Consider the following 17,911-nt stretch of genomic DNA (forward strand, 5'->3'; position numbering starts at 1 on the left):
AAATACGACATGTATAAACTAAAATATCTTATCACATTCACTTTAATAGGTTTCATATCTGGTATTTATGCTCAAGACATGAGATCTATTTCAAAAGATGAAGTATTAAGTAAGGTTTCTGAATTTAATCAGCAAATAAAGATTTCGGTTGAAGCTTTTAATGAGGCCAAAGCAGATTACAGACAAACCAATGCTGTGTTTTTACCAAATATTAGTGTGTCTCACACTGCAATGACTACAACGAACCCATTAATGGCTTTTGGATCTAAGCTAAATCAAGAGATTGTAACTCAAGCAGATTTTAATCCAGATGCATTAAATGATCCAAGTCAGATTGAAAACTATGCTACGGTTTTTGAGTTTCAGCAACCATTAATCAATATGGATGGGTTTTACCAACGTAAAGCTGCAAAGTATAAAATGGAAGCTATGGCTTTGCAAACAGACAGAGTTAAGGATTATGTGAATTTTGAAGTCGAAAACGCCTATATGCAATTGCAATTAGCATATAAAGCGGTTACTGTTTTAGAAAAAGCGTTGGAGGCAACTGAGGCAAATTTACAACTGGCACAAAATAGTTACGATCAAGGCTATTTACAACAATCTGATGTGCTCTTGGTTAAAGTAAGAGTTACAGAGGTAAAAAACCAATTGCAAACGGCAAGGAGTAATGTGAAAAATGCTTCAAACTATTTATCATTTTTAATGAACGATGTTTCAGATGTGGTTTTAAAACCTCAGGATTCTCTTCAGTTGGAAACTACCGTTTTAGAAACTGATGAAAAGCTTAGTGAAGAACGTGCAGACATAAAAGCAATGCAATTAGCTGCCAATGCCAGAGAGACTATGTACAAGTCCGATAAAATGACATTTCTACCAACCTTAAATGCCTTTGGTAGCTACCAATTGTATGACGATAGTTTATTTCAGTTTGGTGCTGATGGTTATTTAATTGGTGCCGAATTAAAATGGAACATTCTTCAAGGTACTAAGCGATTTGGTAAAGCAAAAAAATCTAAGGCAACTCTAGAAAAGTCAAAATTAGAGTATGAGCAATATGTTTCTAAAAGTCAATTAGAACTCAATAAAACCAAACGCCTTATTCAAGATATGGAAAGCAAATTACAATTGTCAAAATTAGCAATGGAACAATCTAAAGAGGCTTTAAGAATTAGAACTAATCGATTTAAAGAAGGCTTAGAAAAAACAACAGATTTGCTTATGGCAGAAACACAATTTGCACAAAAAGAACTCGAATATTATCAAACCATTTTTGAATATAATAGTACTAAAGCCTATTTAAAATTTTTAACCGTAAACTAAAATGAAGACATTATCTATACATAAATTATTTGCCATCGTTACTTTATTCGCATTTCTAAGTTGCGGACAAGACGAAAAAGAAGGTGTAAAAAACACGTCAAATCCTGTTTCAGTTGTTGTGGCAAAAGTAACGGCCAATGACGATAATTCTCCATTAGTGGTTAGTGGTACTATTGAAGCTGTAAATAGCGCAAACTTAAGTACGCGTCTTATGGGTTATGTAGAACGGATTAATGTAAAAGTAGGCGATAAAGCATCTAAAGGTCAGACTTTAGTTGTTATAAATAATTCCGATTTGCAAGCTAAAAGCGCTCAGGTAAACGCTGGAATTTCTGAAGCCAAAGCAGCTTTCACCATCGCTGAAAAGGATTATAACCGTTACAAAAACCTTTTTGATCAAAATTCTGCTTCACAAAAAGAATTAGATGATATGACAGCACATTATAATATGGCAAAAGCAAGATTAGAGGCTGCGCAACAGATGAAGAATGAAATCAATGCGCAATTTGCTTATACCAATGTAAAAGCACCTTTTAGTGGTGTTGTTACAGGAAAATTTATAGATGAAGGCGCTTTAGCAAACCCTGGGATCCCGTTATTGGCTGTAGAATCACCACAAAATTTTGAAGTGATTGCCAGAGTTCCAGAAGCCATCATATCAAACATTAAAGAAGGTGAAGCTGTTAATGTTGTGGTGTCTTCCATTGATGCTGAACTAAAAGGAAAAGTTTCAGAAGTGAGTACGTCTTCGGCAAATTCTGGAGGACAGTATTTGGTAAAGGTAAGTTTAGATTCAAAAAACGATAAGGTACGTTCAGGTATGTTTGCTACAGTACAATTTCCGAATTTAAAATATCAAACATCAAATTCTACTACAACAATCATGATTCCAAAGGACGCTATAATTACTAATGGTCAACTATCTGGAATTTATACCGTAAGTCAGCAAAACACAGCGGTATTACGTTGGTTAAGATTAGGGAAAACTTTTGGTGATAAAGTAGAAGTGTTATCTGGCTTGTCGGCAGATGAATCGTACATATTGTCTTCAGAAGAGAAACTTTATAATGGAGCACCTTTAAGTATTCAGTAGACAGTTGATAGTAAACAGTATTTAATAATGTAAAGAATGTGCGTTAGGGATAGAAGCGACATCCTTTTTATGTCAGTTCGAGTGAATTTGTGAACATTGAGCGCAGTGGAAAATGAAACAAATTTGTATCGAGAACTAGTAAAAAGATACAGCGCATAGCCCGTTAAAACGCCAAAAAATATAAAACATGAAAGAAGGTTTAGCAGGAAAAATTGCCAAAGGCTTTATAAGTTCTAAACTTACAGTGCTTTTAATGATTGTTTTTATGGTCATTGGAGTGTACAGTTCGTTTTTAATTCCTCGAGAGGAAGAGCCGCAGATTGATGTGCCAATGGCAGATATTTTTGTGGGTTATCCTGGCGCAAGTCCTACAGAAGTTGAGTCTAGAGTTATAAAACCATTAGAAAAGCTTATCTCTAATATTAAAGGTGTAGAATATGTGTATTCTACATCCATGCAAGAGCAAGGTATGGTCATTGTTCAGTTTTATGTGGGAGAAGATATTGAGCGCTCGTTTGTAAAATTATACAACGAAATCAACAAGCATATGGACCAAATGCCACAAGGTGTAACGTTTCCTTTGGTAAAAACACGTGCTATTGACGACGTACCAATGCTGGGATTAACCTTATGGAGTGAGAATTATGACGATTATCAGTTAAAACAAATTGCACAAGAGTTAACAGACGAAATTGAAAAGGTTAACGATGTGTCGGCAACACAAAAAATCGGTGGAAGAAATCGCGAGTTACGCGTAGTTTTAGATAAGAATAAACTAGCGTCTAGTGGCTTAGATTTTTTATCTGTTGCCGAAATGATTAAAGCTAACAATCAGCAACTAAGCTCTGGTAGTTTTGATAGAAATGATACCGAATTCCTTGTAAAAACAGGAGAATTTCTACAAACCAAAGAAGATGTAGAAAATTTGGTTATTGGCGTTTTTCAAAATCAGCCTATTTATTTAAGTCAAGTGGCAAAAGTATTAGATGGACCACAAGTACCTGTTAATTATGTGAGTCTTGGATTTGGTTCTGCCAGTGAAAAGATTAAAGATTACAAGTCGGAATATCCTGCAGTTACCATTTCTGTCGCAAAGCGAAAAGGTGCTGATGCAATGAAAATTTCCGATGTTATTATAGACAAGGTGGAGCACCTGAGAGCGACTTTAATTCCAGGTGATGTTCATGTAGAAATAACACGTAATTATGGAGAAACAGCCTCACAAAAAGTATCTGAATTATTAATGCACCTCATTGGAGCAATAATCGCAGTAACGATTGTGGTAATGCTAGCTATGGGCTGGCGTGGTGGATTGGTGGTATTCTTATCGGTACCAATTACATTTGCTTTAACCTTGTTGAGTTATTACTTACTCGATTATACATTAAATCGTATAACGCTTTTTGCTTTAGTTTTTGTTACTGGTATTGTGGTAGATGATTCCATTATTATTGCTGAAAATATGCATAGGCATTTTAAGATGAAACGTTTGCCGTTTAAACAAGCCGCTTTATACGCGATTAATGAAGTTGGTAATCCAACCATTTTAGCCACCTTTACGGTAATAGCATCGGTTTTACCAATGGCTTTTGTATCTGGTTTAATGGAACCATATATGAGTCCTATGCCTATTGGTGCATCAATTGCCATGTTATTATCCTTATTTGTCGCGTTGACAATTACGCCATATTTGGGTTATATTTTCTTGAGAGAAAAGAATAAAAAAGCAGATGCTTCGGTTGAAGATGAAACTTCAGGAATTTCGGATTCAAAAATATTTAAAATCTATTCAAAATTTGAAACACCACTTATTGAAAATAAAACCAAACGTTGGGCATTTTTAGGTATAACATTTTTCTTATTGATTGGTTCTGTTGGATTATTTTTTACAAAAACAGTTGCTGTAAAAATGTTACCATTTGATAATAAGAATGAATTTCAGGTGGTCATTGATATGCCAGAAGGTACAACCTTAGAGCGTACAGCTTTAGTTGCCAAAGAAATAGGGCAGTACCTGGCTACGAGACCAGAAGTGGTAAATTACCAGAGTTATGTTGGTACTTCTGCACCAATAACATTTAACGGATTAGTACGTCATTACGATTTACGTGGTGGTAGTAATATGGCAGATATCCAAGTAAATCTAACAGATAAGCACGATAGATCTGCACAGAGCCATGATATCGCTAAATTATTGCGTCCAGATATTCAACAGATTGCTTCAAAATATAATGCCAATGTAAAATTGGTTGAGGTTCCACCAGGACCACCAGTATTATCTACGATAGTTGCGGAAGTTTATGGACCAGATTACGACGAGCAAATTCGTGTTGCAGATTCGGTTCAGTCTATTTTAAAGCGTACAACCGACGTTGTTGATATCGATTGGATGGTTGAGGCAGATCAAAAAGAATTCAATTTTATTATAAACAAAGAAAAAGCGATGCTAAATGGTGTGGCACCACAGCAAATTGCTTACACCATGAATATGGCTTTGTCTAACAGACCTGTAACGACTTTATATGATGAAGATGCTTCAAATCAAATTGGGTTGATACTAGCTTTGGATGAAAACGAAAAGTCTACACTACAAGATATTGCCAATTTAAAAGTAAAATCTCAACATGGTAATTTGGTGCCAATAATAGATTTGGTAACTATAGAAGAAGGAACAAAACCAAAGCGTATTTACCGCAAAAATCAAAAACGTGTAGTATATGTTATGGCGGATATGGCAGGCGAATTAGAAAGTCCGGTTTATGCTATTTTAGGTATGTCTGATAAACTTCAGGAAATCAACTTGCCAAAAGGTTACAGCATGGATGAGCTGTACATAAACCAACCAGAATATGAAGATGATTATACTGTGAAATGGGATGGAGAATGGCAAATTACTCTAGAAGTTTTTCGGGATTTAGGAATTGCCTTTTTGGGAGTAATTATTATCATCTATATATTAATTGTAGGATGGTTCCAAAATTTTAAAGCACCAGTAGTTATGATGGTCGCTATTCCATTATCACTGATAGGTATTGTTTTAGGTCACTGGATATTGGGAGCTTTCTTTACGGCAACGTCTTTTATTGGTATGATTGCTTTAGCCGGAATTATGGTGCGTAATTCGGTATTGCTCATTGATTTTGTGAATTTAAGATTGGCAGAAGGTATTCCATTAAAGCAAGCTGTGATTGAAGCGGGAGCAGTAAGAACAACACCAATTTTGTTAACAGCAGGTACAGTTGTTATAGGTGCATTTGTTATTCTTTTCGATCCAATTTTCCAAGGTTTGGCTATTTCATTAATGGGAGGAACTATTGTGTCAACGTTCTTAACATTATTGGTAGTGCCATTAGTATACTATATGATAGAACGTAAAAAATATAAATAATATGAAAAACAGAATAGTTAGAGGTATCGCAGGAACATTTATTTTAATCAGTTTGTTGTTGGCTATATACGTCCATCAAAACTGGTTATGGTTTACTGCTTTTGTAGGTGCTAATTTATTACAGTCGTCTTTAACCAAATGGTGTTTAATGGACACTATATTAGAGAAGTTAGGTGTGAAAAGTTAGTTAAAATTTGTAACATGTAAGTATTGTTTGCGTCATATAGTGGTAAACAAATAAAATCATGGAATCTAATTATCACACATTGAAACGTACAGACAATCAGTTGTTAGTTATTACGCATCTTACACAGATGTTAACTTATATTACAGGTTTTGGTGGTTTAATAGTACCATTAATCCTCTGGGCAACGCAAAAAGATAAAGTAGAAGGTATGGATGATCATGGCAAGGCTATAGTTAATTTTCAATTGAGTATTATAATATATTGTTTACTAAGTATACCTTTAATCTTCCTGTTTGGTTTAGGAATTTTACTTTTAATATTAATAGGAATTTTAGCATTTGTAATGCCTATAATAAATGCAATAAAAGCTAGTAATGGAGAATTATCTAGCTACCCATTATCTCTTAATTTTATTAGTTAGTTAACATTTCTGAAATAATTCAGAGTCAAGGAGATAGTATAAAAACGCTTACAGCAATGTGAGCGTTTTTGTTTTTTTTAGAAAAAAAAATACCACTTACAGAAAAATAGATAAAAGAATAATTACATAAATAGTAAGTTTGTTAATAGTTTGTAATGCGGTATTTTTTTAAATTCATAATCGTGTTTTGTTGTGGCTTTTTACTAAGGGCACAGAATCCGGTTTCTGTTAATATGTCTAATGTATCTAAGCTACCAGATGTAGTATTTTATGATATTATAGAAGACCACCAAAATTACATTTGGTTAGCGGCTAACAAAGGCCTTTATCGCTACGACGGAAAACATTACAAACGGTTTAGCCATCCTAAACAAAAAGCAAATTCACTTTTTCAATTAAATTTCGATTCAGATAACAAACTTTGGTGTAACAATATTTACGGACAGTTATTTTATGTAGAAAATGATAGTCTCAAACTATTTTATGATGCCAGTGAATTGGTAAAAGGGCAATTAGCATCTTACCAAGTCTTAGATACCTGCATTAGGATATTTACAGTGACAGGTATTTATGATATTGATATTAGCACAAAAAAAATCACCAAAATTTTTGATGGCATGTGCATAAGTAATGCCAATATAAATACTACTAATTACACGTTTGCTATAAATTTTGAAGGCTATTTGAAACGTCATCGTATTTATAAATTTAATAGCAATGAGTCCGAAAGTATATTTGAAATAACAAGTTTAAAGAGAATACAATCTCCAAAATTATTCGCATTTCAAAATCTTATATTTTTTACACATAAGAGTATAGAGGGTAATATAATATATGCTATAAATAATGAAAATAATGCTGTAACCAAACTTAAAACACCATTACAGGTACAGCATGAAACTATTTATAACCTTCTAAAAGTTAATAATGTTTATTGGTTTTTAACCAGTTCTGGTGTTTTTGTTTATGGTTTTGAAAATGAGAGATTTACCTTTAAAGAACAGCTTTTTAAAACAGAATCTATTACCGATGTTCAAGTAGATTTTAATAATAACTATTGGTTTACAACTTTAGATAATGGTGTGTTTGTGTCGCCAAATTTAAATATTCGTCGTGTAGAATTATCAAATATAGACTCTAAAGTCACAGCTTCTGTTGCTTTACAAAACAATCAATTTGTTTTAGGAACCAATGATGGTAAATTACTGTTTTACAATCACAATCAGCTAATAAAAACATTGCAATTACCAGGAAAAAAAATTATTGGGGAACTTTATTTTGATAAAAAAACTGAGCAATTAATCATTAGTATTAATGCTTCGGAGTCGTTTGTTGTCAATTTAAACACCTATAAGATTACCGATGTAAACAACCGATTTTCCGTTGCTAAAACATTTTCAAAAATTGATGATAATACCATGTTTTATGGTAATTACCGTCAAGGTATAGTATATAAAAATCCATTTAGTAATCCTGAAAAAAATATTCTCAAAGAAAGTCGTGTAACAGCTTCTGTGGTTTCTAATAAGCACTTATTTGTATCGTATATCGACGGACTTTACAAGTACGATATGCAAACATTTAGTGCAGAAGAAATCACGTTCAACGCTAATAGTTTGCTAGTTAATGCCTTAACAAAAACCAACGGGACGGTTTGGATTGCAACCCAACACAACGGGTTATTAAAGTACGAGAATAATATTCTAAAACCTTCAGGAATAAAACTTCCTGAAAATATTCAAATTAATGCTATTGGTGCCGATGGTTTAGCGTTATGGATTTCAACAGATGCTGGTTTGTTTCAATATCATACAAAAGCAAATCAGCTTAAATCTTTAAGTGCGCAAGATGGTTTAAATACCGCAGTAAATGATTTTTTAATTCTTCAAAATCAAATTATTGTAACCTTGCCTAAAGCATTTTATGCGCTACCAAAGTCGGATACATTGTTTAAAGCATTTAATACTGCCAAGGTGAGGGTAGAAGCCGTAAAAATTAATGATCGCGATACTTTGGTTACAGACAGGTACACACTACCTTACGATTTAAATAAAGTTGATATTTCGTTCAACTCAAATGGATTTCAATCTAATCAACACGTAAGTTATCAATACCGCGTTAAACAAATAGATACAAGTTGGCAAACTATACCTCTAAACACACATTTTGTTACCTATAATAGATTGGCTAGTGGTACGTACACGTTTGAGTTAAAAGCTAAAAATTTAAGTGCAAAACAAGCTGTTTTCAGTTCACCAATAACCTTTGTTATAGCCAAGCCATTTTGGGAAACTTATTGGTTTTACGCATTGGTTTTACTCACAATTTTTGGGTTGATATGGTTGTATTTTAGATGGCGATTGCAACAAAAAGAAGCACAGCGTATTGCTGAAATTGATAAAATTTTAATGGATAAGAAGATCACTAATTTAAGGTTAGAAAATCTGCGCTCTCAAATGAATCCGCATTTTATCTTCAATGCTTTAAATTCCATTCAAGATTATATTATTTCGAATGAAAAAGAATTGGCAAGTTCGTATTTAGTAAAGTTTAGTCGACTAATCCGTATGTATTTAGATTATAGTCAGCAAAATGAAATCACTTTAGAAGAAGAACTAAACGCTTTAAAACTGTATTTAGAACTAGAGAAAGTCCGTTTTGAGGACGAATTAGAGTACAAGGTTAGTATTGGTAATCAGTTGAAAATGCAACAGATAAAAGTGCCGTCATTATTCATTCAACCGTATGTAGAAAATGCTCTAAAACACGGATTATTACATAAGTTAAACGACCGACAATTGCATATTGAGGCCAAAATAACTAAGCAAAACAAATTGCAAATAACTATTGAAGACAATGGTATTGGTCGTGCACAATCCAGAAAAATAAAACGGCCAAACCAACAACATAAACCTTTTGCTACCAAAGCCAATGAAGAACGTACAAGGCTTTACAAAAATAATTTAAAGCGAAATATAAATATAGAAATTATAGATTTATATAATCCCAAAGACCAGCCCACTGGTACAAAAGTAGTAATATCAATGCCAATACAATAACGCATGAAAACTCTTATTATAGATGACGAAAAGCGCTCAAGACATCTATTGTCTAACCTAATAGCAGAACATTGCCCTAGCATAGAAGAGGTCTATGAAGCATCTGATTTAAAACTAGGTGTAGATGTAATTAAAACGGAGCATCCAGATATAGTGTTTTTAGACATAGAAATGCCAAATCAATCGGGTTTAGATATTTTAGAATATTTTCCAGAAAAAGTTGATTTTAAAATCATTTTTGTAACAGCATATAACCAGTATGCTATAGAAGCTTTTAAGCTTTCGGCAATTGATTATTTATTAAAGCCCGTTGATATTACCGAGCTTAAAGAGGCTATAACAAAGGCAAAAGAAACTATAGAAGCCCATAATTTAAGTGGGCAGTTAAACAAACTGCGCAATTCATTTAGGCAACTATCTATGGATAAAATTGCTCTAGAAATTCCGAAGGGTATTCTTTTTGCCTCACATAGTGATATTATTTATTTCGAAGCAAATGGTATGTACACCAACGTGCAATTGGCAGAGGGAAAACAAAAAATAATTTGTAAACCTTTAAAGCATTTTGTAGTGCAACTATCTGATAACGCAATGTTTTTTAAGTGCCACCGCTCATATTTTATTAATTTAAAATATGTTGAAGAATTAGTAAGAGATGATGGTGACTATCTATTGATGAGTAATCAAAAACGAATTCCAATTTCTAAGTCAAAGCATAATCAGTTTTTAGAAATTGTAAAAGAAACTTTTATGTGATTTTTTCAGAACAATCTAGCATCCTTACAATAATGGTTTACTTAGAGCCTAGCAAAGAGTCTGTAAAACTCATTTAGAAGAAAAATACCACTTTTCAGAAAAAAGAGTCTTTATTTATTAGTGTTACGTTTTTTATTTGATAAAAAACAAAAAATACTATGATTAAAAAAGTTATCCTGTTTGTTGCATTAACATTCTGTTATGGCACAACTCAAGCTCAATTCGGTAAAATACTTAAGAAGAAAGCCAAGGCAGCAGTAGAGAAGAAGTTAGATAAAAAAGAGGGTACAAGTACATCTTCAAAACCTGAAAAATCTACAGGCATGGTTGGTAGTTCTTCAACATCTCACCAAGATTCTTCAAAAACAGAATATACGGATGAAGAATTTAAAGCAGAATTAGCCAAAAAATATCCAAACGATCAAGCGAAGCAAGATCTATACTATCAAAAATATCTAGAAAAAAAGCGACAAGAAGCAGAAGCCAATAAACCAAAAGCAGCTGCAAAAATAAGAGATGAATTCTTATACATGTCTTATCCATTTGCAATGACAAAAGGAATGAGTGCAGTAGGTGTAGATCGCGTAAAGTTAAGACGCCAAATGACAGATATGGGTGATAACGTAGATTTGTTGCCATACCCAGACCCAGATTACGCTTGGTTGAGATTTTTAACAACACCAGAACTAGAAATGATGTCACCAGAAGGTTACATTGGTTATGAGTTAGTTTCTGGTATGTTTACAACAAAAGTAGGAGCAGACAGATCACAAACTTTAGAGCTTGGAACAGGTATGCCAATTTTAGTGAGAGGAATGTTAATCGCAGAAGATGTATTTGTAATTTATGCAGGCTCTCATCAAGGAGGTCACGCATTTAATGTGCCGTCTTATATGCACCAAAATGATATTACAATTTTAAATATTATAGGAAAGGGTGAACAACAATTTCATTTAGATTGGTTAGATAAAGCAAAGCCAATCGTAAAAGCGTTTGAAGCCACTTTAAAAGCAAATTACGATGAAGCCGCAAAAGCAACTAGAGATGCTATTAAAATGCCTAATGCAGGTACAATGAATAACAATACCTCATTAATCAATTTTGCGAAAGAAAAAGTAGCAGCGAAAATAGCTAAAGATGGTGCAAAGCTTTTAAACTTAAATATAGAATCTAACGATTGGAGTATTGTTAAAAACAAATACACAGGTCGTATTTTGTACCGTTGGATTAAAGGTGCTTTTACCGAAAAAAACAAAAATAATGATTGTTACCTGCAAGGGTTTTTAATAAAGCAACAATATAATGGTAGTGGTTACAGTGGCTCTGAGTTTGGTGGTATTATCCACGGACAAATGCCTTACGGACAAAAAATGAATTGCGAGAATGCTAACTAACGACTTTACAGAAGTAAAAAAAGATATCAATTGCAAATTTAAAATCCATTATTAAGTTAAAAATGAAAAAATTATTATTACTCTTAGCCTTTTTATTTCTTGGTTTTTCTCAACCCACTCATGCACAATTTTTAAAGAAAATAAAGGATAAATTAGACAAACCACTAATTAAAAAAAAGGATAAAAAAATTAGTGATGAAGAATTGGAAAGAAGAAATAACATAAAGTTGCCAGACGCTGGTGCCTTAGATAAAGATGAAGCTCTAAAGTCTATTGCTATAAAAGGCTTGGATGAATACTACGAGAAATACAGTATGTCTAATACACACCAATATATAACTTCAGACACCTGGTCTACGGTTAAGCATAAAGATACTGGCGTACCATTGTATCAGTGGGCTGTGGGTGCAGTGGTTCAAAAAAATTCGGATGGGCAATGTATGCTATATGAATTTATTTTAAGAAAAGATTATACAGGTGGTGGTGACTATGGTAAAGCGTATTTTAATGGTATTAATAGAGCAACAATTAAGGCGCCATATGGAAATTACGTTGGTTGTGTAGATTAAATACTGAAATTTATAATTAAAAAAATTAAAGAGTTTACTTATGGTAAACTCTTTTTTTTAGAAAAAAAACAGGGTGATTCAGAAAGAATCCCATTCATAATGGTTTTTTAAAATTTTCTTTTGTAAGTAAATTAATAATAAAAATAAAAATGAGAAAAAAATTACTATTGCTATGTTTATTAGTGTTTGGATTAACACAATCACAAACCGTAGTTTATGTAGATATTGATGCTACAGGAAATAACGACGGTACAAGTTGGGCAAATGCCTACAACTCCTTGCATGATGCATTAAACAATACAACTATTGCAGGCGCAGAAGTGTGGATTGCAGAAGGAACTTATACACCTACTAGCGCATCAACACCATTTATAAATCAATATGGATTGCACATTTATGGTGGGTTTGTTGGAACTGAAGCTGCAAAATTTGAAAGAACTTTAGATCCATGGTTACATCCTGTTTATCTATCAGGAGATATTAATGGTGACGATTTAGTTGAAGTACCAAGCGCAACTTCAACAAATAAATCAGACAATGCAAATCGTATTCTACAAATAGAACCAACAACTTTAGGAGGTACAACTCTAGATCATGTTTTAGAAGAAATTATTATAGATAGGATTAATTTCGTAAACGTTTACGGAGGTAGCGCTTTATTCAGTCATCCAGCTACAGGATCTAATTTCACACAAAGACAAATAAAGTTAAGAAACTGTCGTTTTTCACGCAACTACGCAACTACAAGACCAGCTTTTGATGTGTGGTCAAACGAACCAGGAAGTCCTGCAACTTCACCTTTAGAAACTTTTATAATGATTAATAGTATTGTAGATGAAAATGTATCTTCTATTGGTTATGCATTTGAGTTTAGAGGTTTAGCTGGTTATCTTAAAACAACTTTAGTTAATAATTTATTTATTGCTAATACGGTAACAGATGTAAATTCATCAGGAAGCGTTGCACGTTTTATTAGTAACGGTTCTAATAATATAACTGTAAATTTTGCTAGTAATACCCTCGCTCTTAACCAAGAAGGTGCATCTTTTGGAGCAGATGGTGGAAGCTGTATTTACTTACAAAGAGCTGCAGGTGGTGGTATTGTTGGGCTTTGGTATAATAACATCTATTATAACAATCAAGGAACAGGTGAATACGCTCTATCTAATAATTTTACTTTGGCATTTATTAATGCTGCTAATACTAATGCAAGAGATTTTGCAACACCTACTTACGACCTTCCAAACTCAATTGTCTTAACAGAAAGCCCATTTATTGATATTACTACAGGTAATTTTGAACCTCTTCCTGCGTTTAGGCAAAATGGTTCACCTTCAAATGCAGCTTACAACAACAGTGAAGTAGGTATTAATGATTGTTTTAATAACCCAAGGTACTATTCAAATTTAAGTGTTATTGGCCTAGGAGCCATACAATTCGCTAATGTGGCAATGTTACACGGTCCGGGAGATATAGCAAGTTTATCTTTACCTCTAGCTCCTGGAGCTTTTTTTGTAGATCAAAATGCTACCGGAGCTAATGATGGTACATCTTGGGCAGATGCATTTACATCTTTATATGCAGCGTTAAGTTCTCCAAGTTTGTCTCCAGGGTCGAGTTTATACGTTAGAGCTGGTACGTATTTAGCCAACAACGGACCTTATATAATTGCAGATAACTCAATAAGTATTTATGGAGGTTTTGATGGTACCGAATCTTCTGAAGCTGATAGAGATCTAACATTAATTTTTACAAGTAATGCAACTATTATTGATGGAGATATAAATGGTGATGATACTTATGTTGATGGTTTTTTAACTGGAAATACAGCAGATAATGCTAATAAATTATTTGATTTAACATCAGACGGAGTTACTGTAGATGGATTTGTATTTAAAGGAGCAAATTCTTCAGGAAATGCTATTATAAATACACCTACGACGCAACTTTCAAATTTTACTTTAAAAAATTGTGAAATAAAAGAGAACAAAAGTTCTGGGTTATTTTTAGACTGGAGAAATTATGTAGATAATTTTAATATGTATAATACTGCTATTCATCATAATGATGTTAATAACGGTTTAATGTTATTACAGACTCAAAATGACGATTTAACTACAAGATTTGTAAATGTTAATGTTTACAAAAATAGAACAAACTCAGATTTTGGTGCAATATGGTTTAGAACCGTCGGGAGTGCAACAAAAAATGAAGTTGCTATTTTGAATTCTTCTTTTGTTGGCAACGAAGTAAATGGGGTTTCTGACAGTTATTTTAATATAAGTGGGCAATCCTTAATTAGTAGTTTAGCTATAATTAATTCTATAGTATGGGATAACAGTAAGTCTGGCAATCTAAATTTAAACGCTGTTGATAATACTAAAGTTGCCGAAGGTGATTTTACAGATTTAAGTTTAGTAAGTTCTATTGTTAGTCCATCTTCATTAACTATTACACCAACTTCAGGTTCATTTACAACACAAAATGTTAATACTGATAACCCACAATTAGATGAAAATGATAGTTATAAACCAACTGTTCTGTCAATAAATATCATTGATTCTGGCGATACTGGTTTTTATTTGGCGACTTATCCAACGGTTGATTTAAATTTTAACCAAAGAATCTTTAATACTACTATAGACATAGGGCCTTATGAATTCAACTCAACATTGACTTCAAATGATTTAGACTTACAAACAGCGTCGGTAAAGCTATATCCAAATCCTGTAGCTGATAAGTTATTTATTAAATCAAAAAACCAAATTGAAAGTGTATCTATCTATAATATAAAAAGTCAGTTGGTTAAGCAGTTTAATAATATAATAAACGGTTTAGATGTCTCTCAATTACAAAATGGGCTTTATTTTATAAAGATAAAAACATCAGAAAATACTATTAATCAAAAGTTCATTAAGAATTAAACAGGTTCATTTTAGTTTAAAAAGAAAAAGCTCACTAATAAAGTGGGCTTTTTGCTTTTTTTTAATTCTTAGTATACTTAATTGAATGTAATAGTTTATATTTCTGTATGAATAAGAATATTTTAATTTCAATTATAGTTAGTGTTTTATTTATCACTTCATGTATATCTTCAAAAGGAATAGATTTTAAAAAGAAACCACCTGCAAACAATAACAAAATTGATACATCAGTTTTAGATCATAGCAATTGGGATCTACTCTTAAAAAAGTATGTTGATGACCAAGGCTTTGTAGATTACAAAGGTTTTGTAAAAGATAAACAAAAGCTTTATGCCTATACAGATTATTTATCAGAACATTCACCTGAAGATAGTTGGAGTTATAATGAACAATTGGCGTATTTTATCAATGTCTACAATGCAAATACAATTAAACTAGTTGTAGAAAATTATCCTGTAAAGAGTATAAAAGATATTAGTGCCACTTTCTCACCTTTTTTAAAAAACTTTATTAAAATTGATGATAAAACATTCTCATTAGCAGATATAGAAAAGGGATTTTTACAAAAAATGAACGAGCCTAAAATTCATTTCGCCATTAATTGTGCCTCTTACTCTTGCCCAAAACTTATGAGAGACGCTTACACTGCCGAAAATGTTGAAAAATTGATGAACACCGCAGTGCAAACGTTTATAAACTCTAAAAAGAATAAGATAACTCCGAATAAAGCGACACTATCTAAAATTTTTAAGTGGTACAAAAAAGACTTCTTAAATACATCTGAATCTATAATTGATTATATAAATCAGTACTCTGACGTAAAAATTGAAGCTAATGCAATTATTGATTACAAGGAGTACAATTGGAGTTTAAACGACACAAAATAATTTAATCTTCAAATATTACCCGGCCTGTGTAAAGCTCCTCAACATTTACAATTGGAGGTGTATTAATAATAATCATATTTCCGGTACTTAGTAGGCTACCTCTAACCTCTAACTGTGGGTTTATAATAATGTCATTAGTACCTCTGTGAAACACATCAGCGTTTTGTACTATTAAGTTTCTACCTTCGAAGCGTGCATCTCCAAAAAGAAAATTTAAATCGAGATGCTCAACATTTCCAGATAGAAAGAAATTACTCAGGTTATTTTGTGTAATGGTTAGATTCTCTACATTTAAATCAAGCTCAAAGTCACCATTTGTATAAAAACTATCTTCTTCCTCTAAATCTTCCGATAATAAGGTGAGATTGTCATAGGATAGCGTGTTTAAGCTAGTAATTGTTAATCCAGAACTGTTTCTTATCTCATTAAGGTTAGGTGCGGTAACATATATTTTTGTAATTCCGTAGTCGCGTCCAAGATTACAACTGTTGTTGTTTTCAATGATTAAGCGATTGTTAGATACTCTAATATTAATGTCATTAACTAAATTTTCGCCAGTTTCAAGTATTACGGAAAATTCACCCTCAGAAACAAAGAGTTTACACCTTGGCATTACAGTTATCTTGTTAAATGCGTCTAAATTGTAGTTTACCATAATACTATCTCCTGAGCTCTGAAAACAATCAAACGCATCTTCAGAATTACACGCAAATGCTAAGAAAAATACTAATACTATGCTTATGTTTTTCATAATCTTATACCAATTCCAAATTCAACTGCTTCGGCTTTTGCACCGTGGGAGTGTACGTTAACGACTCCAAATAAAGACTCGGTAAAGTAACGTTTAAGGCCCAAGCGATTATACACTCTATTTTCAAATTCTACTGGCCAATATAAATAATAGCCTAAATGCGTAATAAAAGCTACTTTATTAAAGCGTAATTCATGACCAATAAATACACCAATCCTTTTAAAATCGGTATCTTTTTCGATGCCGTTTTCAGGAAAGGCGATAGATTGATGTTTTATATACTCTTTTAAAAAAAAGGAGACAAATAATTCGGTGCCAGCTAATAAGGTACTTTTATGGTTGATACGCTTATCTACAAAACCTGTAAAAACATAAAACGGGAATTGACCACTTCCGTTAATATCGCTTTCATTAATACCACTTCTAAAAACAAGGTTATACTTTAAAGGTTCTGAATATTTTGTTCGTTTTCCCTCTGGTATGTATTCAGGAAAATCGTCTCTATTAAATAAATAATTAATGCCAGCAGAAAAAGCAAAGGTATTTGTACTGTTATTAGGTGCCTTTATATTTGCATTAGAATAGTGAATAACCGTAAAGCCAGCACTAACGCCAAGCCCTTTATATAAATTCTCTTTTATATAATCAAACTTAAGATATGTACTACTTAAAATATGAGAACCATAGGCATTGTTTTTAAAGTTGTTATTTCTGTGGTAAGGTTTGGTTGCGTATGTAATGCCTTGCCCAACTCTAAAAACCAAATTTCGTTTTAAGAAATAGAAGTTAAAATGACCGTAGAGCCCGATGTTTTCGCCCAAAAATTCGTTTTTCATATCTTGATACGATAATGAAAATCCCCAATCAGGGTAGTTATACCTACGTTCCCATTCGTTAAAACCGTAAGTTTTTCTGTTATAACTTATAATAACTCCAGTTGGGTGATCTGTAATAAGATGCGATATATCTGGATTATGCTCTAGGATAGTGCCATAGAACATACTAAGATCTACCGAAAATGGTTTTTCTTCATTTTTTTGAGCATAAGAAATTAGGTTCAATAAAAAAATAATAACCAAATAATGGCATTTCATAAAAATCTATAGGATTTCGATAGGGGGAAGGATTTAATATTTTAAAAATAACACTTATTTTTTAA

13 protein-coding genes are annotated in these 17,911 nt (G+C 32.6%); 11 read left to right on the plus strand and 2 right to left on the minus strand.

From position 1 onward, the window contains the following. Positions 1-9: 9 nt before the first annotated feature. The 11 genes from BWZ20_RS00885 (at position 10) to BWZ20_RS00935 (ending at position 16,001) form a co-directional block, all read left to right on the plus strand. Positions 10-1,323, plus strand: a complete 1,314-nt coding sequence (locus tag BWZ20_RS00885) for a TolC family protein (RefSeq protein ID WP_076621217.1) — start codon at positions 10-12, stop codon at positions 1,321-1,323. Between the two features lies 1 nt (position 1,324). Beyond that, a complete protein-coding gene (locus tag BWZ20_RS00890) occupies positions 1,325-2,416 on the plus strand; it encodes an efflux RND transporter periplasmic adaptor subunit (RefSeq protein ID WP_076615022.1) in 1,092 nt (363 codons plus the stop codon). Positions 2,417-2,603: 187 nt separating this feature from the next. Continuing rightward, positions 2,604-5,804: an efflux RND transporter permease subunit gene (locus tag BWZ20_RS00895; RefSeq protein WP_076615024.1), complete on the plus strand. Its 3,201-nt coding sequence runs from the start codon at positions 2,604-2,606 to the stop codon at positions 5,802-5,804. A 1-nt stretch (position 5,805) separates the two neighbouring features. Next, on the plus strand, positions 5,806-5,991 hold the full coding sequence (locus tag BWZ20_RS00900; RefSeq protein ID WP_076615027.1) for a DUF2892 domain-containing protein: 186 nt from the start codon (positions 5,806-5,808) through the stop codon (positions 5,989-5,991). 58 nt (positions 5,992-6,049) lie between these two features. After that, positions 6,050-6,412, plus strand: coding sequence for a DUF4870 domain-containing protein (locus BWZ20_RS00905; RefSeq protein ID WP_076615030.1), 363 nt, complete (start codon positions 6,050-6,052; stop codon positions 6,410-6,412). 233 nt (positions 6,413-6,645) lie between these two features. Then, positions 6,646-9,471: a histidine kinase gene (locus tag BWZ20_RS00910; RefSeq protein ID WP_232217126.1), complete on the plus strand. Its 2,826-nt coding sequence runs from the start codon at positions 6,646-6,648 to the stop codon at positions 9,469-9,471. A gap of 3 nt (positions 9,472-9,474) precedes the next feature. After that, the gene (locus tag BWZ20_RS00915) at positions 9,475-10,227 is read left to right on the plus strand and encodes a LytR/AlgR family response regulator transcription factor (RefSeq protein ID WP_076615035.1); all 753 of its coding nucleotides are present in this window, start codon (positions 9,475-9,477) and stop codon (positions 10,225-10,227) included. A gap of 158 nt (positions 10,228-10,385) precedes the next feature. Further along, positions 10,386-11,621: a hypothetical protein gene (locus BWZ20_RS00920; protein WP_076615036.1), complete on the plus strand. Its 1,236-nt coding sequence runs from the start codon at positions 10,386-10,388 to the stop codon at positions 11,619-11,621. A gap of 62 nt (positions 11,622-11,683) precedes the next feature. Next, entirely contained in the window at positions 11,684-12,190 is a 507-nt protein-coding gene (locus tag BWZ20_RS00925) for a hypothetical protein (RefSeq protein ID WP_076615039.1), read from the plus strand. A 149-nt stretch (positions 12,191-12,339) separates the two neighbouring features. Beyond that, complete coding sequence (locus tag BWZ20_RS00930) at positions 12,340-15,114, plus strand: T9SS type A sorting domain-containing protein (protein WP_076615042.1); 2,775 nt, start codon at positions 12,340-12,342, stop codon at positions 15,112-15,114. 107 nt (positions 15,115-15,221) lie between these two features. Further along, complete coding sequence (locus BWZ20_RS00935) at positions 15,222-16,001, plus strand: DUF547 domain-containing protein (RefSeq protein ID WP_076615045.1); 780 nt, start codon at positions 15,222-15,224, stop codon at positions 15,999-16,001. 1 nt (position 16,002) lies between these two features. On the opposite strand, the gene BWZ20_RS00940 is transcribed toward BWZ20_RS00935, so the two are convergent. Further along, positions 16,003-16,752: a head GIN domain-containing protein gene (locus BWZ20_RS00940; RefSeq protein WP_076615048.1), complete on the minus strand. Its 750-nt coding sequence runs from the start codon at positions 16,750-16,752 to the stop codon at positions 16,003-16,005. Then, positions 16,749-17,846 (minus strand): acyloxyacyl hydrolase, encoded by a 1,098-nt coding sequence (locus BWZ20_RS00945; RefSeq protein ID WP_076615050.1) that lies wholly within the window; start codon positions 17,844-17,846, stop codon positions 16,749-16,751. Before BWZ20_RS00945 ends, BWZ20_RS00940 begins: the two co-directional genes overlap by 4 nt. Between the last annotated feature and the right edge of the window lie 65 nt (positions 17,847-17,911).

Origin of the sequence: Winogradskyella sp. J14-2, from assembly GCF_001971725.1 — a bacterium.
Taxonomy (GTDB): Bacteria; Bacteroidota; Bacteroidia; order Flavobacteriales; family Flavobacteriaceae; genus Winogradskyella.